Genomic DNA, 18,834 nt, shown 5'->3' on the forward strand with positions numbered 1-18,834 from the left:
AACGTTGGGAGAAGGGCTCATGCTCAAGGGCTTCAAGGACTTTTTGCTGCGCGGCAACGTCGTGGATCTCGCAGTCGCGGTCGTCGTCGGTGCGGCATTCACGGCCATCGTCACCGCATTCACCACCAACATCATCAACCCCCTCGTCGCCGCCCTCGGTGGCAGCAACGAATACGGGTTCGGCTTCAACATCACGTCGTCCCCGGAATCGTTCGTCAATGTCGGCGCGGTCATCACAGCGATCATCAACTTCATCATCATCGCGGCGGTTGTCTACTTCGTGCTGATCCTGCCGGTGAACACCGCGAAGAAGCGCTTCGTCAGCCAGCCGGAGAAGGAACTGAGCGACGTCGACGTGCTGGTGCAGATTCGCGACATCCTCGCGGGCGGAACCGCAGCGGGACAGAAACTTTCGACGGCCGCCGACACCACCGGCGGTAGCGGAGAAGCAATCGATTCCTCCTCCCCCGACCTCGGGAAGCACTCGAAGGACTGACATCTCACTCTCGCCCGCGCTTGGTGGGCCCTTATCGAATGAATGCGCCATTCACGCTGTCTGACAGCGTGAATGGCGCATTCATTCGTTGGTGGGTGGTGACGGGACAGACCGATAGGCCCGTCAGGCACTCAGTTGGTGAAGGTAGACAGCGGAAGCGCGTCGAGGGTGATCGTCGTGCCGTCCGCCTCGCATGCGGACTTCACTGCTGCGCCGTTGTCGACGAATGCCTTACCGGATTCGCTGTCGGTGGTCGAGAGTTCGAGGGTATCCGCCGGCAGTCCATCGCTGAAGGTTGTCAGCGAGCTCGCAACCTCGCCTGACGCGGTGCCAGGCAACGCTTTCAGCTTGTCGACTGCGGCCTGCTTGTCTGCAGTCCACTTGTCGATGTTCTCGGCTGATCCTGGTCCTGCTGCCGCGAGTCCCACGAATGCGTTGTGGTCGGCGGCGAAGGTGTTGCAGACGTCGGTGTTCTCGCCGGAGGCCGCTGGCTCGTCGCTGCTACAACCGGCGGCGAGGCCGAGAGCAAGGATCGCTCCTGCAGCGGCAACTGTGTAACGGGCTTTCGAGTGCATCTTTGGTTCAGTGCCTCTCTGTATACATCGAACTACTTCTGTGCAGAACATAGTTCAGGCCCGTACGGAGTTATCCGTACGGGCCTGAACTTTCTCGAGCTTCAGCAGGTGACGTTACGTCACCGAGCTACAACCGATTCGGAAATCAGTTGAGGCGAACCGGGACGCCGTAGGTGATGGCCGTGTCGCCCGCTGCGCTGGTCAGCGAAACGTACGGACGGATCGAGACGTTGCCCAGGATGCCGGTGGCGGTGCCGTGCAGGTTTGCGATCTGGATGGAGCCGCTGGTGCCTGCTGCGTCACCCTCGGAAGAGGTGATGTCGGCCTCTTCGTTAAGCACTGCGTATGCGCTCTCGGACTGAACGACGCCGGGGCCGTTGGCCAGGGCGATGGTTCCGGTGGCCTGCGGGATCAGCTGAACGCCGACGTCGAGGCCGGTGCTGGAGGTGCCGACACCGCCGAGCTCGATGGACGGAGTTCCGGGAGGTGTGACCGGGATCGTGCCGGTCACGGTGGACTCGTTGCCCGAACCGAGGTTGAACTCAGCCGAAGGCGAGGACCAAGAGACCTCGACGCCACCGTTGAGGCTCATCGGGTAGCCGATCTGGTAGCCGATCTTGAGGGTGCCCTCGAAGTCGTCGGCCGTGGGGCCCTGGACGTCGTAGGAAGCCCGACCGTTGGCGAACCACTCACGGGTGAGCGGGTTGCCGTCGAGCGGAGCGACACCGTTGATGAAGGTGTCGGACAGCGTCACCGTGATGGTGTTGCCGGCGCCATCGACGATCGAGTTGGAGCTGTCGACAGCGGCGGAAGCGGTTCCGGTACCGAGCACCAGGCCGACTACCGAAGCGCTGGCAGCAACTGCGACGCTCATGGACTTGAGTCCCCGGCTGCGCCGCGACTTCTGGATCTCCGTCATTTATTCCTCATCATGTTCAGTCCCAGCGCGGTGTCGCACGGGGAAGCTTGTGGCTTTCACCCTCGAACTAGTTCGCACTCAACGATGTGTGCGAGCCCGAGCCGGATGGAGCCGTGAAGGCCACATCCTCGATCCGACAGTTCCGAGATGAAGGGCGCGGCACCGGTTGGTCCCACGCCCTGATCCTTGGAAGCTGAGGGGAACATTAGAGGAGATGCCTGACCGTGACAATCCCTACGATCGGCCCTGAAACGTTGCCGACTCGTGATGTGTTTCGGCGGCGTGAACAACTTTCACAGCAGTGTTAGCGATAACCCAAGTCACAGCATCTCTCGGAGGCGTCGAACTGTTACATCCACCTCATTCACGTAAACACACCCTGATGTGGGAATACTCCGACATCGTCATGTCCCGATCGGCCGAATAGTCCGGTCTGCTCAGCGTCCGCTACGCCCGTTTTGAGCCTTGTCGTCCGAAGCTACCAATGGGTAGCTCGCTAACGGTAGGTAAACGAGTAACTAACAGACCTGTCATTCCAGCCAACAAAATGTGTCGTGGATCACATCAAAAGTAATGAGGTGGTCGCTGCTGCTTCAACCATTCGTCCGACTGCGAATCGCTCGACTGCGCATCCGGGCCGTCGTTTCGCTCGTCTCCAGTCGTCTCGGGCAGTACTTCGCCGAAGATACGAGCGAGCCGGGCCCGTTCTGCTCGGGCCCGGCTCGCTTCGTCCTCGGCCGATCGATCGTCGTTCGGCTCGTTCATCGGTGTCGCTATGCGTCCAGCCCCGACAGCTCGGCAATGACCTGGCTCGCAAGCGGCGTCAGCGTGGCCATGCCGTCGCGAATAGCTGCCCGCGACGACGCCAGGTTGACCACCAGAGTGCTGCCGGACACGCCGACCAAGCCTCTCGACAAGCCCGCGTCCAGCGAGCCTGCTGCCAGACCCGACGAACGCAACGCCTCGCTGATGCCCGGAATCTCACGATCGAGTACCTCAGCGGTGACGTCGGGGGTCACGTCGCGCGGCGAGACGCCGGTGCCGCCGATCGACACCACCAGATCGACTCCACCGATCACCGCTGTGTTGAGAGCGTTTCGTACGTCTACTTCGTCGGCAGTCACTGCAACAACGCCGTCGACGAGAAAACCTGCCTCTGTCAACAGTTCGGTGACGAGAGGTCCCGTCGAATCCTTCTCGGTGCTGTGCGCAGTCCGGTCATCCACGATGACGACCAACGCGCGCCCTGCCAGTGGTGCGTCGAGTTCCATACCGCTCACCGTAGTAGTAAGGCCTCCACCCGGCTCACGCTGTGCGTAAATCGTTGCAACCGTCCCGTGTCTGCCTGCTTCCCGCAACATCAGCGACCGCCCGGGAAGGACGGGACCTGGAAGGGCAACTGCTGTTCCTGCTGCTGCGTCTGAGTCTGCGTCTGCTGCGCAGCGGGCTCTGCCGTTCCGAGCGTCACCGTTGCCGTCTTCTCGCTACCGCCGTCGGTGTAGGTGACAGTGACCGAGTCTCCGGGAGCGTGCGAGCGGACCGCCGCGATCAACGCGTCACCGCTCGAGATGATCCGATCATCGAGCTTGGTGATCACCGCGCCCTTCGGAATTCCTGCTGACGCCGCCGGACCACCCTCGGTGGCCTCGACGACGGTCGCGCCGTTGGCATCGTCCTTCGACGGCACCTGAACCCCGATCATGGCCTGGGTCGCCTTGCCTGTGGTGGTCAGCTCGTCCGCGATGCGCTTTGCCTGATCCACCGGGATTGCGAACCCGAGCCCGATCGAGCCGCTCTGGGTACCGGATCCCTCGCTGCCGCCGAGTGTGGCGATTGCAGTGTTGATACCGATCAGCTGGCCGTCGGTGTTGACGAGCGCACCGCCGGAGTTGCCCGGGTTGATCGCAGCGTCGGTCTGGATGGCGTCGATCACCGAGTTCTGATTGCCGGACTCACCGGAAGTCGACACCGGCCGGTTGAGTGACGACACGATGCCGGTGGTGACGGTGCCCGCCAAGCCGAGGGGTGAACCGATCGCGACAACCTGCTGTCCCACTTCGAGATTCGACGACGAACCAAGTTCGATGGGCGTCAGATCGGTTTTGCCCTCGGCCTTGATGACGGCCATGTCCGACACGGAATCGGCGCCGACGATCGTGGCGTCGGCCACCGAGCCGTCCGAGAATGCAACGGTGAGTTTGCCGTTGGCTCCTGCGCCCGTCGCAACGTGATTGTTGGTGAGGATCAAGCCGTCGCTGCTGAGGATTACGCCCGAGCCCTCACCCTCTTCCTGCGAACCCTTGACCTGAATCTGCACCACGCTCGGGAGCACCTTGTTGGCGACGGCCTGAACGGAGCCGTCGGGGAAGTTCGCAGCCGGTTGCGCGGCAGTGACAGTCGAGTTCAACGAATTGCTGACTGCGCCACCGTTGCCGTTGGCGTTGTTGGTCGCGATCGCACCGACCGCGCCGCCGATTCCGCCGCCGACCAGAACGAGAGCGATGGCTCCGGCCACCAGCGCCGAGCGACCGGGCCGGGTCTTCACAGTGCCCTGCGCCGAATTCGACTGCGGTGCAACGTGCTGCGGCTGCGCATGGGCCTGCGTGGACGCCTGGGGATGACCCTGCTGGCCGTACGGCCCGTAGCCGGGCTGATAGGCCCCCTGGCCGTAGCCGGCGTACTGCTGCGGGTAACCCTGCTGTGGCGGTTGCGACCCTGCGTTGTGGGGTTCGTTCTGCTGTGACGGGAACTGCTGCGTCGGGTGCTGCTGAGTGGAATCCTGCTGAGCCGGATTCTGCTGGGTCGGATGCTGCTGTGTCGAGTAGTTCTGCTCGTCGCCGCCCGAAGCCCGGTTTGCCGGATGCTGCTCGGACCCGGCACCCTGTCCGGGCTGTTCGGATTCGTTACGGTCGTCACTCATCGTTGCTGCTTCCTTCAGTAGAGACCTCGACATCCGAGGTCCGCCCGCCTTCTTGCTACTCACTGTGCAGGGCGGTACTGAGAGCGCGCTGAGATCCGGCTATCAGTTTGCCGAGAGTGTCCTGGGATCCGGGGCACCTTCGCCCGGCAGCACGATCCGAATGAGCGCACCGCCGCGTTCGGATACCTCGACCCCGATGGTGCCGCCGTGCTTGACGACCACCTGTCGCACGATGGCAAGCCCCAGGCCACTTCCGGGCATCGAGCGCGACGCCGTGGAGCGGTAGAAGCGCTCGAACACCAACTCGCGATCTTCCTCGGGGATGCCCGGGCCCGCGTCGTCCACCGTCAATTCGAGCAGACCATCACCGATCTGCCGCATAGCGATTCGTACTTCCCCGCCGCTCGGACTCCACTTCGCTGCGTTGTCCAGCACGTTCAGCACTGCCCGCGACAGTCCCGCCTGGTCGCCGTAGACGAACCACGGCATCAGCGTTGCCTCGAAGTCGATTTCGTTGCGGCGTCGGCGTGCTCGTTCGAGGCTGCGTTCGACGGCATCGGCCAGGTCGACGCGCTCGAACACCGTCTCCGGTGCATCCTCACGCGCCAGATCGACCAGATCTCCTACCAGCGTGGACAGTTCCTGAATCTGCGCCACCACGTCGGTTCGCAGTTCGGCCATGTCCTCGTCCGGAATGGACGGTGCACCGGGGCGACCGGCCGCGATCAGCAACTCCATGTTGGTCCGAAGCGATGTCAACGGTGTGCGAAGTTCGTGGCCTGCGTCGGCGACCAATCTGCTCTGCCTGCCGCGAGATTCGGCGAGCGCCCGGAGCATCGTGTTGAAACTCTCTGTCAAACGGGCCAATTCGTCGTCACCGGTTACCGGGATCGGCGTCAGATCATCGGTACGCGCCACTCGTTCGGCTGCGGCTGTCAATCGAGCGATCGGCCGTAAACCGGTGCGGCCCACAGCCATGCCTGCGCCGGCAGCCAACACCACGCCGCAGCCACCGACGATCAACAGAACCCACGCCAGACGATCGAGCACTTCTCCGGTGGGCAGCAGTCGCTGCGCGACGACGAGGGTGCTGCCATCCTCGGTGCGGATGGCCAACACTCGCTGATCGTCGAGCGTTCGCAGCGAGGATTCCTGATCTCCGCGCACCACGGCGAGTTCGGCGTCGCCGATCGGGACCTTCGGCCCGGGTGGGTTGTAGCTGGACATGTCCGGATAGATCAGTGCCACACTCACGTCGGTGCTGTACAACGTCGCACCGGCAACGAAGCGAGGATCGTACGATACCAGGGTCGACTCCGCCAAAGCCGATGCACGAGAACGCAATTGCGTGTCCACATCGCCGTACAGCGCCCGCGACACAACCGTGTACGCGGCAATGGCCATGACCGCGACCGCAATTGCCACGACCGAGGCGGCCAGCAGCGTCACCCGCCAGCGCAACGACACCGATCGAGTCAGAGGCGTCGGCGGCCGCATTGCTGTCGGCGGCCGCATCGCGGTGGGCGAGCTTCCGCCGACGTCGGCCGTCTTGCGTCCGAACGGAGCGACCATCACGGGGGCGTTTCGCGTAGGACGTATCCGACACCGCGAACGGTGTGGATCAGCCGCGACTCCCCCTCGGCCTCGGTCTTACGGCGCAGATAGCCGACATACACCTCGAGCGCGTTGCCCGACGTCGGAAAGTCGTAGCCCCAGACTTCTTCGAGGATTCGACTTCTGGTGAGGACTCGGCGTGGATTGGTCATCAGCATCTCGAGCAACGAGAATTCGGTTCGGGTGAGGCTGATGGAGCGCTCGGCACGCGAGACCTCCCGGGTGACCGGGTCCAGAGACAGATCCGCGAACGTCATGGTCTCCGAGTCGATGCCCGCCTCCATCGCAGTGCGCCGTAACAACGCCCGCAGACGGGCCAGTAACTCTTCGAGCGCGAACGGCTTGGGCAGGTAGTCGTCGGCCCCCGCATCGAGACCGGCGACGCGCTCGGACACAGAATCCCGAGCCGTCAGCACGAGAATCGGCAGGTCGTCGCCGACACTGCGCAATCGCCTGCATACTTCGAGGCCGTCGAGCCGAGGCATCATCACGTCGAGTACCAACGCATCGGGCCGCCCCGCCGCTACCTGCTCGAGCGCGTCGAGCCCGTCGACCGCCAGGTCCACGGTGTACCCGTTGAACGTCAGCGACCTACGCAGCGACTCACGCACCGCTCGATCGTCGTCGACCACCAATATCCGCATTCGTACAGTTTGTCCTGGTCGACTGAGATCTGTCTGAGAGGGGTACCTACTCCGCCTAGAGCACCGGAAGGTTCCGTGCGAGCGGGAGGTTCCACTTCCGCCACAGCGCAAGCAGACGCAACCCAGTCGCAAGCACTGTTCCCACTACCAGTCCCACGTTCTCCGGCAGTGCCAGAACATCGGCCAGCACGACCGCCGACGCGCCGAGCAACGCAGGCAGGGCGTACAGATCCCGATGCAGCAGCAGGGGCACTTCATTGACCAATACGTCTCGGATCACCCCGCCGGCCACCGCCGTCGTGGTCCCGATGAGGGCTCCCGACAGGGCGCTCCCGCCGGAGGCCAACGCGATCGTCGCACCGGTCGACGCGAACAGTCCCATCCCGAAGGCGTCGAGCACGAGAACGCCGCGTCGCACCTTGCCCATCTGTCGATGAGCCACGAAGACGACCAACGACGCGCAGAAGCCGACGGTGATGTTCGGCCACGTGTCCAACGACGTCGGAGGGTGGATTCCGAGAAGCAGATCACGAATGATCCCACCGCCGATACCGGTCGTGATTCCGACGACGCAGACCCCGAAAAGGTCCAGTCGGCGATGCACTCCGACAAGGGCACCCGACGCGGCGAACACCGCGATACCGATCAGGCCCAACACGTCGAGAAGCATCGGATCAGCATGTCACGGCACTGACAGGGTTTTGACAGCAACATCCGAGCGCAACCACAGGACCGACGAGCACATTCGAGTCGTCACCGATTCCAACCTCAGGAGCACGTCATGCGTATCGGATTCAAGAAGACCGTTGCCACAATCGCCGTAGCCGGTGCCCTCTCACTCGGCGGCGGTGCCATCGCCCAGGCCGCGCCGGACCGGGCCACGATCCCTGCTGTCGCAGGGACCTCGGAATCGGACGCCCTGCAGGCGCTCTCGGATGCCGGCTTCACCAACGTCACCACCGACTACGACCGCCCCGACGCCACCGTGATCGGAACGAATTTCCAGGCCGGAGCCAAGGTCAGCGAAAACGCGTCCATTCTGGTGATCGTCGGCAACGGCTAGCTCGACGGCAACAGGATCGAAGTCGGACGGCCACTGCTCCAGGGCACGTGCGTGACATGCACTTGCTGCTGCGTCGCTTCACTGTTTCAGGCGATAGTCTCGATCGAGTGCCGTCCGGCACGTCTGTTTCTCGAACCGAGGTGACCCGAAGTGCCGATCGTCGACAACGCCGTCTACGTCGAGGGGAAGCGAACCGCGAATCCCGAAAGCCTCGATATCACTTTCGAGTGCATGCGAGATCGCCACGGAATGGCATGGATTGGTCTCTACCGACCCGAGCTCAGCGAAATCAACGCTGTGGCAAACGAGTTCGGGCTGCATCGGCTGGCCGTAGAGGATGCCATCGCGGCCCATCAACGGCCCAAGCTCGAACGCTATGCCGAGCAGCTCTTCGTCGTACTGCGCCCCGCCAGATACATCGACGAGACCGAAAAGGTCGAATTCGGCGAATTGCACATTTTCCTCGGCGCGGATTTTGTGGTCACCATTCGCCACGCCGAATCGCCCGAACTCGGCAAAGTGCGGCACCGGCTCGAAGAATCCCCGGAATTGCTCGGACTCGGGCCCGAAGCGATCCTGTACGGCATCCTCGATCAAGTCGTCGACGAATACGTTCCCGTCATCAAGGGGTTGCAAACCGACATCGACGAGATCGAGGATCAACTGTTCACCGGCGATCCGAGTGTGTCGCGCCGAATCTATTCACTGTTGCGTGAGGTATCCGAATTCGACCGCGCGGCAAAGCCTCTGGTCGAGATGATCGAATCACTCAAGCGTGGATCGGACAAGTATCACGTCGACGTCGAATTGCAGCGCAACCTTCGCGACGTGCTGGACCACGCGATCCGCATCTCGGACCGCATCGAGGCGTTCCGGTCCAATCTGCAGAACGCGATGACCGTGCACTCCACCATGGTGGCGCAGCAGCAGAACGAAGAAATGCGCAACATGACTCAGGTCAGCCTGGAACAGAACGAACAGGTCAAGCGCATCTCATCCTGGGGTGCAATACTTTTCGCGCCCTCGCTGATCGCCGCCATCTACGGCATGAACTTCGACGACATGCCCGAGTTGAAATGGCAGTTCGGCTACCCACTCGCGCTGGTCGCCATGGTGATCTGTTCCAGCGCGCTGTACGTGGTGTTCAAACGCCAGAAGTGGTTGTAGAGCGGCTTCGCCGCATGTGAGTGGAACTTCGTAGCAGGGGTCGAAGTTCCACTCACCTGGGCACTCAGGAGGAGCCGAACCTCGGACCGATCGGGATGTCGCGGGTGAACGTCAACCTGTCGAACTCGTTGCCGTATTCGTCGATGGCACCGATGATCATCTTGCTGGGCGTGATCCCCGGAATACCCGGCACCACATCGACTCTGACGAACGAGTAGTTGAGGAACCGCACCCGAGACCAGATGATGGACTCGGCCGACTTGGTGCCGTCCGGTGCCCACACGTAGCTGTTCGGAACTGCCGTGTCGGGGAGCTCGTGACCCCGATAGCTGACGCCTTCGCCGTCCTGGAACGTGTATCGGGGACGACCGCCCCCGCCGACGGTGTAATACACGGTGCCGTCCGTCTTTCCACTGACTGTCGCGTTGTCACCGGCGACCCGCGTCGCGCGATTGCCACGGATGGGGTCGGTGCGCTCGAAGACGTGATTGTGGGCCTGGAGCACCATATCCACCTCGTACTTGTCGAACAGCGCTACCCAGGCGTCGCGCACACCGCCGTCGCTCGCGTGGGTGGACGTCGTCGAGTACGCGCAATGATGGAAGAAGCAGACGATGAAGTCGATGTTCGGATCGGCACGGTATTTCGCGAGAGTCTGCTCCACCCAGGTGTTCTGGGCTCCCCCGCTGTACCCGGTGTTGGCCTTGATCTCGTAGCTCACGTCGTTCGCGTCGAGCGAGAGAACGGCCATGTTGCCGTAGACGAACGAGTAGGCCGACGGACATCCCTTGGGCCCGGTGGTCGGCTGATCGAGCCGCGCCGCGTGACCGCCGTATCCGTTGGGGCTGTACAGCGCTTCCATGTCGTGATTGCCGGTGGCGAACAACCACGGAGCGGTGGACGCGCTCGCCTCGATCGCCTGAAAGTAGCCGTCCCAGACGAAGGGGTTGAACTTGTCGAATCCCTTCGGCGGTGTCTGTCCGTGCTTGGCGAACTGGGGAGGCAGACCGGCACCCGACGGATCCGCGTAGGCGATATCGCCGGCGAGAATGTGGAAGTCCGGCCGCGACGCCTCGATCTGTCGATTGATGTTGCGAGCGTGCTTGACCGACGGTTCGTTGTCTGCCTTGTAGTACTGGTCGTCGTAGTCTCCGGCCACCAGACCCGCAGGCTGCGAGGGTGTTTCGTCGACACCCTGATCGCCCATCATCGTGAACCGGAACGGAGCGATACGACCGGTCGGCAGCGCCGGGGACGCGCTGCGGACGTCGCTGACGAAACCGTCGGCGGTGCGCCAACGGTAGTAGTGCGGCAGCTTCGGCGTCAGATTGTCGACGGGCACATGCACGTAGTACTGCTCGGCCGAGAGAATCCCACCGTCGGTCTGCGGCACCTGGCTGATCAGGTTGCGCACCTCGGCGGACGTCGTCGCGCCCAGGGCAGGCGTGGGGCCGTGGTCGAGAAAGACGCCGGTGAGACCGGGATTACGCGAGAGTTGAGCGGAGAACCGCAGCTGCGTCGCCGGGTCGTTTCCGAATCCCATGTGCCGGCCGGCTACGGCTAGTGGAGCATCCTGCGCGTAGGCCGTGCGAGCGAACACCGAGTTCCCGACGCCTACCGCGGCGGCCGTCGCAGCCGCCCCCACCAGGAAGTTCCGTCGGCTGACCGGGTGCCGACGCAGGAACGACCGGTGCCAATCGTGCTGTTCGGCCATGGTCATGTTCTCGGCGAGCGTGCCCGGGATTCCGGTTGCGACAGTCTCGCCTGCGGGATTGAGCGTCATGCATCGATCGTGACGGCAGAGCCCCCTCGAACGCTGAACAGAACGGAACACTCGAAGTGAACAGACAGAGAACAGCGATGCACAACGGGACGAACGCGGACAAATCCCGTCGTGCACGGAACTTCGTAACCCACTACGAGTTTCCACGCACGACGGGACAGTCCTCAGGTCCCTTTGACGTTGAGGATCTGCCGCAGCTCGTACTCGATGCTCACCAGGTCGCGGGCATCTTCCATCACGACATCGATCGGCTTGTAGGCATCGGGAATCTCGTCGACGAAATCAGCACTGTCGCGAAATTCGATCCCTACCATCCGCTCCCGCAGGTTCTCGTGGGTGAACCGCTTCCTGGCCTCGGTCCTCGAGAACTGCCGACCGGCACCATGAGGAGCCGAGCACAGCCCGGCCCGCGAGCCCTTACCGACCACCACGTACGAACGAGTTCCCATCGAGCCCGGAATGATCGCCTTGACACCCTCGTGAGCGTCTATCGCGCCCTTGCGGGTGAGCCACACGTCTTTGTTCGCATGCGTTTCCTTCACCGTGTAGTTGTGATGGCAATTGATCCGCTCGACCTCTCGATGGTCGTCGGTTCCCATCCACTCGGCGAATACCGCACTGAACCTGTCCATCATCTCGGCCCGATTGAGGTATGCGAAACGCTGCGCCCACTTCAATTCTCGGAGGTACTGCCCGAATTCACGGGAGCTCTCGGGCAGGTACGCCAGATCCTTGTTGGGCAACGAGATCCACCACTGCGCACACAGACGCTGCGCGATCGCGATGTGCTTCTTGGCAATCTTGTTACCGACGCCCCTCGACCCACTGTGCAGAAACAGCCACACCCGATCGGTCTCGTCCAGGCACAACTCGATGTAGTGATTTCCGCCGCCCAACGAACCGAGCTGCTCACGCCACTGCGGTGAGTGATTCAGCTCGACACCGTCCTCGGCCGCCAACTCCTCGAGTTCGAGTAGCTTCGGTGCGGTGAAATCCCACCGGTCGACGCCGACGTTGTAGTTGCCCGGCGACAGCGGGATGCTGGCCTCGATGGCGAGTCGCAGGTCTGTCAGATTACGGCCGTCGACGTCGTCGAGGGTGAATTCCGTTCGGACGCCGATCATTCCGCAGCCGATATCGACACCGACGGCGGCCGGAATAACAGCACCGAGCGTAGGAATCACTGTCCCCACGGCGCTTCCCATACCGCTGTGGGCGTCGGGCATCAGGGCGACGTGCGGATGTACGAACGGCATCGACGCTGTTTCGCGGGCCTGTTCGAGAGTCTTGTCCTCGAGCTGAGAAGCCCAATTGAGCAAACGCAAGCCCACCTTGTTCGGGGGCATGATGTTCCTTCCTGCCCCCTTGCACAAGAGGGCGCTATTCGATGGGTCGATTCACCAGCGGAGCTTGTTTGCCGCAGAGAGCGGCACATCGCTCCGGTGAATACGCGCGCAGCACAAGGCTCATACCGGCTCTCGAGTCGAGAGCGGCACCGGACAGAACGGTTGCGCACATGATGAGAACCCTATCGATCGATGTGTAATCCACGCGAGCGAATTTCTCGCAACGTCGGGGATGGGACCGAATGCACGGAAGTGCGATGCTCAGACGGGATCCCGTCGATGAGGCCCGATAGTGCGCAATCTCGCCCAGCAGCCGGGACCTACACTCCCCCGCCGAATGCGAGACCCAGCAAATATGTTGCCCCAGCCGCGCCGTAGCCGATGGCCAGCTGGCGCAGTGCACGTTTGACGGGCGGGCCACCGCTGAGCAGGCCCACCACCAGGCCGGTGCAGATCAGCGCAATTCCGACGAGGACGGCCGCAACGGCAAGGGCCACATAGCCTTCGAGACCGAACAGGTACGGCAACACCGGGATGACGGCTCCCGAGGCGAAGAAGCAGAAGCTGGCTCCCGCCGCTCCGAGTCCTGTTCCGATGGACTCGTGCTCGTCGACGTCGGGTGCCATCTCGTCGTCGGTGGGCAACAGCCGCAACACTTCCGACGCTTTGGCGTCGGCCTCCTCGTGTGTCATTCCCCGGGCCCGGTACACCAGCGCCAGTTCGTTGGCGTCGACGTCGAGATGTTGGACGGCATCGCGCGCCGCACTGTCCGGGGACGACGCTTCGAGCAACTCGCGTTGTGAACGGACGGAGACGTATTCGCCCGCACCCATCGACAGCGCACCGGCGAGCAATCCGGCCAGTCCGGTGACCAGCACGATGTGATTGGACACTCCGGAGCCGCTGATGCCGAGCACGAGCGCGAGATTGCTCACCAGCCCGTCGTTGGCACCGAACACTGCGGCCCTGAACGTGCCGGACAGCCGATTGCGACCGCGCGCGGCGAGCGCTCTGATGACCTCGGCGTGGATCTGCTCGTCGGCGGTCATCGCCTCCGTTGCATCGGCGTCCGTGGCGTACGGCGAGCGAGTCTCGGCTCGTTGCGCCAACGCGAGTACGAACACCGAACCGAAGCGACGCGCCAGGACACCGAGGATTCGAGTGCGAATGTCGCCTTTCAGCGGCATGCCGACCCGCTCACCCAGCAGATTTCGCCAGTGCTGCTCGTGGCGGCCTTCCGCATCGGCGAGGTCGAGGAGTATCTCTCGCTCCTCGCCGGTGCGTCGGCCTGCCAGATCGCGATAGACGGCGGCCTCGGCCCGCTCATCGGCGAGATACTGTCGCCATCGCTTCACATCTCGCGAACTGGGTCCATCGTTCATGATCGTCAAGATAGACCCGTCGGAGATCAACTCGGGTCGTACACCCCGGACTGCACTGCTTTGATCAGTCTGCGCGGCACTCGAAACTCCTGGCCACCCACGCGCACCGTCACCAGATCCGGGGCAACGGCCTTCCACTGGGCGCGACGACTTCGGGTGTTCGAGCGCGACATCTTTCTCTTCGGAACAGCCATGACTCAGACGTCCTTTCGGCTTCGGCGGCCGTATCGCTTCTCGAACTTCTCGACGCGTCCCTGGGTATCCATCACGCGCGCGGCTCCGGTCCAGAAGGGGTGCGATTCGGACGAGACGTCGACGACGACCAGCGGGTAGGTGTTGCCGTCCTCCCACTCGGTCTCGCGCGCGGACGTCACGGTGGATCTGGTGAGGAACTTGTTTCCGGTGCTCGAGTCCTGAAACACGACCGGGTGGTAGTCGGGATGAATGCCTGGTTTCATTCTGTTGCCTCTCGTGATTGTTCTGCGTACGGGGATTCGCTGCTCTCGCAGGGGTCTTCGTGCCATTGGCCGAACGGATCGGTCCAGCCGGACCACGCCGAGGGGTCGGTCATCTCGTCGTCGGAGACCAAGGCCCACTGGAGCGTTCGGTCGATCTCGGTGGGATCGGCCTCGTGAACGAGGATCACCAGCGAGGTATCGCGATCGCCGAACTCGTCGTCCCACCGCAGTGCCGCCATCGCCCGTCGAGTGGTGTCGATGCGATCCTGCTGCTCCGGAGTCATTGCGGCGAGCCACTTTCCGGCGCTCGCAACCCGCAATCCGCCGCCGGCCGATTCGATCCACAGCGCCTCGTCGGGCTGTGTGGCAACCCAGGCCCGTCCGCGGGCAGTGACAACGCCGTCGAGCAGCACGTCGATGGCCTCGTGCAATCGCTCCGGATGAAACGGCCGGGTTGCCGTGAACTCGACAAGTGCGACGCCGCAGTCGACGGTCAGCGGGGGCTGACCCCGAAGCAGCGGCGAGTGGGCATCGGTGATCGCACCGCGCCGGGCGTCCGCGGGCACAGAGGCGAGAAGCGCCGGGGCGTCGACCATTGTGTCCTGGGCGACCCAGACAACAGGTGCGTTCGGTGCCAACCGCGCGAGGACCGCGGAAAGCCGAGCACGTTCCCACGCGTCGACCTCGGGACCGGCGGTGACGACAAGGGCGTCGGCGTAATCGACCTGGCCGACGACCAACTGCGCGACCGTTCGATCGTCGTCACCACTGGCGACGACGCCTCGATCGGCCATCGCGTCGTCGCCGGTGGCGTCGGCCAACCAGGTTGCGGCGTCGAGGCAGTCGATCACTGCTTCGATGCGGACGTCACGCGAGGCCGGACCGTCGATTTGCCCGACGATGCCCGCCACGACGACGTTCTCGACGGCCCAGCACAACGCCTCGGGCTCGAGGGCGGGGTCCATCGGGAGCACGATGCGATCGACACTGCTGCGCGTCGACAGTGCGCGCAGCAGCGGCAACAGGTCCTCGCGGAGCGTGCAGGAGACGCAGCCGTGCGCCAGTTCCAGAATGGTTTCGCGAGGGTTCTCGCCCAGCATGTAGAGCGTGCGCCGCACCACCCCTTCGGCGACTCGGCTCAGATCGTGGCGGACTGCAACGGTCCCGGGCGCGAGCAGCGACGTCACCACTGCGTCCATGGCTCCGGTCCAGCCGGAGACGAGGACCATCGGGGTTCGATCGTCCAGTGAGTTGTTCACGAGCACCCTTCTTCTCGACAACGATTGTCATTACCTGTGGATGCACGCTACATTCGAGAACACGCTTTGTCGAAAACGATTGTCATAACGGCAAGAAAAGGAGTGCTCATGTCAGCGCACTGCCAAGTCACCGGCCGCACCCCGGGATTCGGAAAGTCGGTCTCGCACTCCCACGTGCGCACCAGCCGCAGGTGGGACCCCAATATCCAGCGCAAGACGTACTACGCGCCGAGCCTCGGCCGTCGCGTCACCCTCACGCTCTCGGCCAAGGGGATCAAGACCATCGACCGCGATGGCATCGACGCCGTGGTCGCCAAGATCCGCGCACGCGGGGAGAAGGTCTGATGGGCAAGAGCACCGACGTCCGGCCGATCGTCAAACTCAAATCGACTGCCGGTACCGGCTACACCTACGTCACTCGCAAGAACCGTCGCAACGACCCCGACCGATTGGTGATGAAGAAGTACGACCCGGTCGTCCGCAAGCACGTCGATTTTCGGGAAGAGCGTTAGCCGTGGCAAAGAAGTCGAAGATTGAGAAGAACGAGCAGCGCAAGGTCATCGTCGCCCGCTGGGCAACGCGTCGCGCAGAGCTCAAGGAGACCATTCGCAAGCCCTCGAGCAGCGATTCCGAGCGCGTGCAGGCCCTAGCAGCACTGCAGCGTCTGCCACGCGATTCGAGTCCGGTACGATTGCGCAATCGTGACGCTGCGGATGGACGTCCGCGCGGTTACCTTCGGAAATTCGGGCTGTCCCGCGTGAAAATGCGCGAGATGGCACACCGTGGGGAGCTGCCAGGCGTCCACAAGTCGAGCTGGTAAGGGAAAAGGTAGAGATGGCAGTCAAGAGAGCACCGTCGAAGAAGGTCCGCGCAGAGGCGGGTCGTCGACCGAAGAAGAACCCGTTGAACGCCGCCAAGGTCACCACGGTGGACTACAAGGACATCAACCTTCTTCGTCAGTTCATTTCCGACCGCGGCAAGATCCGCAGCCGTCGGGTCACCGGGCTCACCCCGCAGCAGCAGCGCCAGGTCGCTGTCGCAGTGAAGAACGCTCGTGAAATGGCATTGCTGCCGTTCACCAGCCGCTGAATCAGCTTTCGAGAAAGGCCACGTAGCCATCCGGCTACGTGGCCTTTCTGTCGTTCCCTAGCAAGAGATGAGCACTTCGACGATGTCCGGCGTTCTCGAGGGCTTCACCGTCATCTTCGTCGTCATCGCACTGGGTTACCTGCTCGCCCACCTGAAAGTGCTCGGCGAGCACGGCCAATTCGTCCTCAGTCGACTCGTGTTCTTCGTCGCGACACCGTCACTGCTGTTCGTCACACTGGCGAACTCGGACCTGTCGGTCATCCTCTCGCCCGTGTTGGCCGTCGCCGGCTCCACGGCACTGCTCGTCGGAGCAATCTATTTCGTCATAGCGAAGCTCGCGCTGAAACGGGCCGTGCCCGACGCGACCGTAGGTGCGCTGGCGAGTTCGTACGTCAACGCCGCCAACCTGGGCATCCCGATCGCCGTGTTCGTACTGGGCGACGCCAACTTCGTCGCTCCCCTGCTGCTCTTCCAGATCATGATCTACACCCCGATCGCCGTGACCATCCTCGACATCTCCACCAAGATCGACGAGGTCTCGCTGTTCAAGACCGTCACAACGCCGTTCCGAAACCCGATCGTGCTGGCCGGAGCCGCGGGACTCGTTCTGTCGATCACGGGATTCGAGCTGCCCGAGGCATTGATGCAGCCGTTCCAACTGGTCGGAAATGCCTCCGTACCCGGTGCCTTGCTAGCCTTCGGTCTGTCCCTCTACGGTGCCCGCGTGCTGCAGAAGGGCATCAGTCCGCGGCGGGACGTCGCCCTGGCGACGGTGTTCAAAATGGCGCTGCAGCCACTGCTCGGATACCTGATGGCCCGGTTCGTCTTCGGTCTGGACGGTCACGACCTGTTCGCCATCGTCGTCGTTTCGGCACTGCCCACCGCACAGAACGTGTTCGTATTCGCCAGCCGCTACCAGCGCGGAGTGGTACTCGCCCGTGACACTGCGTTCGTGACCACGCTCGTCTCGATACCCGTCATCGCACTCGTGACGGTGTTCCTCGCGTGAGCCGAACACAAAGGTTCTCCTCAGCTCACGGCGCTAGTTTGGAAGCATGAGGTTTCTCGCTGCAGGTGTCATGTTGTGCCTGCTGCTGGCGGGCTGCAGTACGGTCTCCGGTGGCGACGAGGACACAACGCCCACGGTCGGTTCCACCACTCCCGTCGGCCACATCCAGCAGCCGAGCGCCCCTCCGGTTCCACACGAGGTTCCCGTCGGCGACGTCGGCACCATGTTCGAGCCGACTCCTGATCTGATCCGAGCCACCACCACTCCGTTCGAGTCGTGGAGCCAGGTTTCCCCCAACACCATCGCCGTGCACTTCGTGACCGGAACTCCGGAGTGCTACGGGGCCGACGCCACGGTGACCGAGACCGACTCGACGGTCACCGTCGAGCTGCGTACCGGCACCAGACCCGACGCCGCCGACAAGTCCTGCATCATGGTTGCCGTCTACGCCACCATGCAGATGACGTTGGCATCGCCTCTCGGTAGCCGCACAATCTTGAATGCGGCCTGACCGCTACGCAGGTAGGGTCCGAGCGGTGAGCGATCAACTCCCCGACCGAGATCGAAGCCAGGTACGCGCGGCCGACGCCGACAGGAACCTTGTCGCACAGTTGCTCAGTGATGCTTTCGCGAACGGCCAGCTCACAGTGAGCGAGTACGACGAGCGCACTGCCGCGGTGTACCAGGCCAAAACCTACGGCGAACTCGATCTGCTGACCGGCGACCTGGCACTGTCTCCGCCTCCCGCGTCTGCACCGTCGGGTGGTTCCTCGAACGACCGCGTGATCGCCATCATGAGTGGTGCCGTGCGCAAGGGTGAGTGGACAGCCGCCTCGCGGATCGACGCCGTCGCCTTTTGGGGCGGAATCGAACTCGACCTACGACGGGCCTCGTTCTCCGCACCGGACACCACCATCAACTGTGTGGCCATCATGGGCGGCATCGAGGTCATCGTGCCGCCCGGGGTGAGCGTGGAAGTACGTGGCATGGGCATCATGGGCGGTTTCGAGCACGTCAGCGCGGCCCACCCCGGTGCACCGCGCGTCATCGTCACCGGCTTTGCGTTCTGGGGCGGCGTCAGCGTCGACATCAAGGCTCCCGACAAGTGAG

25 protein-coding genes are annotated in these 18,834 nt (G+C 63.3%); 10 read left to right on the forward strand and 15 right to left on the reverse strand.

Translation table 11 applies throughout. The features are described 5' to 3' along the window. Positions 1-19: 19 nt before the first annotated feature. Positions 20-496: a large conductance mechanosensitive channel protein MscL gene (gene mscL / locus CH294_RS02675; protein WP_094608298.1), complete on the forward strand. Its 477-nt coding sequence runs from the start codon at positions 20-22 to the stop codon at positions 494-496. Positions 497-627: 131 nt separating this feature from the next. Here mscL and CH294_RS02680 read toward each other — a convergent pair whose 3' ends face one another. From CH294_RS02680 to CH294_RS02715, 8 genes are all read right to left on the reverse strand, one after another. After that, positions 628-1,071: a hypothetical protein gene (locus CH294_RS02680; protein WP_094736919.1), complete on the reverse strand. Its 444-nt coding sequence runs from the start codon at positions 1,069-1,071 to the stop codon at positions 628-630. A gap of 145 nt (positions 1,072-1,216) precedes the next feature. Then, the gene (locus CH294_RS02685; RefSeq protein ID WP_094736920.1) at positions 1,217-1,990 is read right to left on the reverse strand and encodes an MspA family porin; all 774 of its coding nucleotides are present in this window, start codon (positions 1,988-1,990) and stop codon (positions 1,217-1,219) included. Positions 1,991-2,554: 564 nt separating this feature from the next. Next, complete coding sequence (locus CH294_RS02690) at positions 2,555-2,755, reverse strand: hypothetical protein (protein ID WP_094736921.1); 201 nt, start codon at positions 2,753-2,755, stop codon at positions 2,555-2,557. Positions 2,756-2,763: 8 nt separating this feature from the next. Then, the gene (locus CH294_RS02695; protein ID WP_032377304.1) at positions 2,764-3,261 is read right to left on the reverse strand and encodes a MogA/MoaB family molybdenum cofactor biosynthesis protein; all 498 of its coding nucleotides are present in this window, start codon (positions 3,259-3,261) and stop codon (positions 2,764-2,766) included. A gap of 89 nt (positions 3,262-3,350) precedes the next feature. Beyond that, positions 3,351-4,910, reverse strand: a complete 1,560-nt coding sequence (locus CH294_RS02700; RefSeq protein ID WP_094736922.1) for a trypsin-like peptidase domain-containing protein — start codon at positions 4,908-4,910, stop codon at positions 3,351-3,353. A gap of 102 nt (positions 4,911-5,012) precedes the next feature. Next, positions 5,013-6,482: a HAMP domain-containing sensor histidine kinase gene (locus tag CH294_RS02705; protein WP_094736923.1), complete on the reverse strand. Its 1,470-nt coding sequence runs from the start codon at positions 6,480-6,482 to the stop codon at positions 5,013-5,015. Then, positions 6,482-7,168: a response regulator transcription factor gene (locus CH294_RS02710; RefSeq protein WP_032377306.1), complete on the reverse strand. Its 687-nt coding sequence runs from the start codon at positions 7,166-7,168 to the stop codon at positions 6,482-6,484. The genes CH294_RS02705 and CH294_RS02710 overlap by 1 nt, the downstream gene beginning before the upstream one ends. Before the next feature lie 55 nt (positions 7,169-7,223). Beyond that, complete coding sequence (locus CH294_RS02715) at positions 7,224-7,838, reverse strand: trimeric intracellular cation channel family protein (protein ID WP_032404313.1); 615 nt, start codon at positions 7,836-7,838, stop codon at positions 7,224-7,226. A 111-nt stretch (positions 7,839-7,949) separates the two neighbouring features. On the opposite strand from CH294_RS02715, the gene CH294_RS02720 reads away from it, so the two are divergent. Next, the gene (locus CH294_RS02720) at positions 7,950-8,231 is read left to right on the forward strand and encodes a PASTA domain-containing protein (protein ID WP_032404314.1); all 282 of its coding nucleotides are present in this window, start codon (positions 7,950-7,952) and stop codon (positions 8,229-8,231) included. Between the two features lie 150 nt (positions 8,232-8,381). Next, the gene (corA, locus tag CH294_RS02725) at positions 8,382-9,398 is read left to right on the forward strand and encodes a magnesium/cobalt transporter CorA (RefSeq protein ID WP_037175428.1); all 1,017 of its coding nucleotides are present in this window, start codon (positions 8,382-8,384) and stop codon (positions 9,396-9,398) included. Positions 9,399-9,462: 64 nt separating this feature from the next. Here the strand turns inward: corA and CH294_RS02730 are convergent, their stop codons facing one another. The 7 genes from CH294_RS02730 to CH294_RS02755 form a co-directional block, all read right to left on the reverse strand. Next, positions 9,463-11,181, reverse strand: a complete 1,719-nt coding sequence (locus tag CH294_RS02730; RefSeq protein WP_094736924.1) for a metallophosphoesterase — start codon at positions 11,179-11,181, stop codon at positions 9,463-9,465. 164 nt (positions 11,182-11,345) lie between these two features. Then, on the reverse strand, positions 11,346-12,527 hold the full coding sequence (locus tag CH294_RS02735) for an RtcB family protein (protein ID WP_094737001.1): 1,182 nt from the start codon (positions 12,525-12,527) through the stop codon (positions 11,346-11,348). A 34-nt stretch (positions 12,528-12,561) separates the two neighbouring features. Then, positions 12,562-12,699 carry a hypothetical protein gene (locus CH294_RS27355; RefSeq protein ID WP_170944559.1) on the reverse strand — a complete coding sequence of 46 codons (138 nt, stop codon included), beginning with the start codon at positions 12,697-12,699 and terminating at the stop codon, positions 12,562-12,564. A gap of 148 nt (positions 12,700-12,847) precedes the next feature. Continuing rightward, complete coding sequence (locus CH294_RS02740) at positions 12,848-13,909, reverse strand: VIT1/CCC1 family protein (protein WP_094736925.1); 1,062 nt, start codon at positions 13,907-13,909, stop codon at positions 12,848-12,850. 26 nt (positions 13,910-13,935) lie between these two features. Next, entirely contained in the window at positions 13,936-14,103 is a 168-nt protein-coding gene (gene rpmF / locus CH294_RS02745; RefSeq protein ID WP_037155125.1) for a 50S ribosomal protein L32, read from the reverse strand. 3 nt (positions 14,104-14,106) lie between these two features. Next, complete coding sequence (locus tag CH294_RS02750; protein WP_037175431.1) at positions 14,107-14,367, reverse strand: type B 50S ribosomal protein L31; 261 nt, start codon at positions 14,365-14,367, stop codon at positions 14,107-14,109. Then, the gene (locus CH294_RS02755; RefSeq protein WP_094737002.1) at positions 14,364-15,614 is read right to left on the reverse strand and encodes a GTP-binding protein; all 1,251 of its coding nucleotides are present in this window, start codon (positions 15,612-15,614) and stop codon (positions 14,364-14,366) included. The genes CH294_RS02750 and CH294_RS02755 overlap by 4 nt, the downstream gene beginning before the upstream one ends. Before the next feature lie 120 nt (positions 15,615-15,734). Here CH294_RS02755 and rpmB point away from each other — a divergent pair, with 120 nt between their 5' ends. The 7 genes from rpmB to CH294_RS02790 all read left to right on the forward strand — a co-directional run bounded on the left by rpmB (position 15,735) and on the right by CH294_RS02790 (position 18,833). Next, a complete protein-coding gene (gene rpmB, locus CH294_RS02760) occupies positions 15,735-15,971 on the forward strand; it encodes a 50S ribosomal protein L28 (protein ID WP_094608391.1) in 237 nt (78 codons plus the stop codon). Further along, a complete protein-coding gene (rpmG, locus tag CH294_RS02765; RefSeq protein ID WP_170944568.1) occupies positions 15,968-16,138 on the forward strand; it encodes a 50S ribosomal protein L33 in 171 nt (56 codons plus the stop codon). The genes rpmB and rpmG overlap by 4 nt, the downstream gene beginning before the upstream one ends. Positions 16,139-16,140: 2 nt before the next feature. Beyond that, entirely contained in the window at positions 16,141-16,446 is a 306-nt protein-coding gene (rpsN, locus tag CH294_RS02770) for a 30S ribosomal protein S14 (protein WP_094736926.1), read from the forward strand. 14 nt (positions 16,447-16,460) lie between these two features. Beyond that, the gene (rpsR, locus tag CH294_RS02775; RefSeq protein ID WP_008719028.1) at positions 16,461-16,715 is read left to right on the forward strand and encodes a 30S ribosomal protein S18; all 255 of its coding nucleotides are present in this window, start codon (positions 16,461-16,463) and stop codon (positions 16,713-16,715) included. A gap of 82 nt (positions 16,716-16,797) precedes the next feature. Next, positions 16,798-17,724 carry an AEC family transporter gene (locus tag CH294_RS02780; RefSeq protein ID WP_032404322.1) on the forward strand — a complete coding sequence of 309 codons (927 nt, stop codon included), beginning with the start codon at positions 16,798-16,800 and terminating at the stop codon, positions 17,722-17,724. Between the two features lie 46 nt (positions 17,725-17,770). Continuing rightward, positions 17,771-18,235, forward strand: a complete 465-nt coding sequence (locus tag CH294_RS02785; protein ID WP_037155123.1) for a hypothetical protein — start codon at positions 17,771-17,773, stop codon at positions 18,233-18,235. 25 nt (positions 18,236-18,260) lie between these two features. After that, positions 18,261-18,833 (forward strand): DUF1707 domain-containing protein, encoded by a 573-nt coding sequence (locus tag CH294_RS02790; RefSeq protein WP_094736927.1) that lies wholly within the window; start codon positions 18,261-18,263, stop codon positions 18,831-18,833. The last annotated feature ends 1 nt before the right edge of the window (position 18,834 follow it).

The sequence above is a fragment of the Rhodococcus sp. 14-2483-1-1 genome (assembly GCF_002259335.1).
Taxonomy (GTDB): domain Bacteria; phylum Actinomycetota; class Actinomycetes; order Mycobacteriales; family Mycobacteriaceae; genus Rhodococcoides.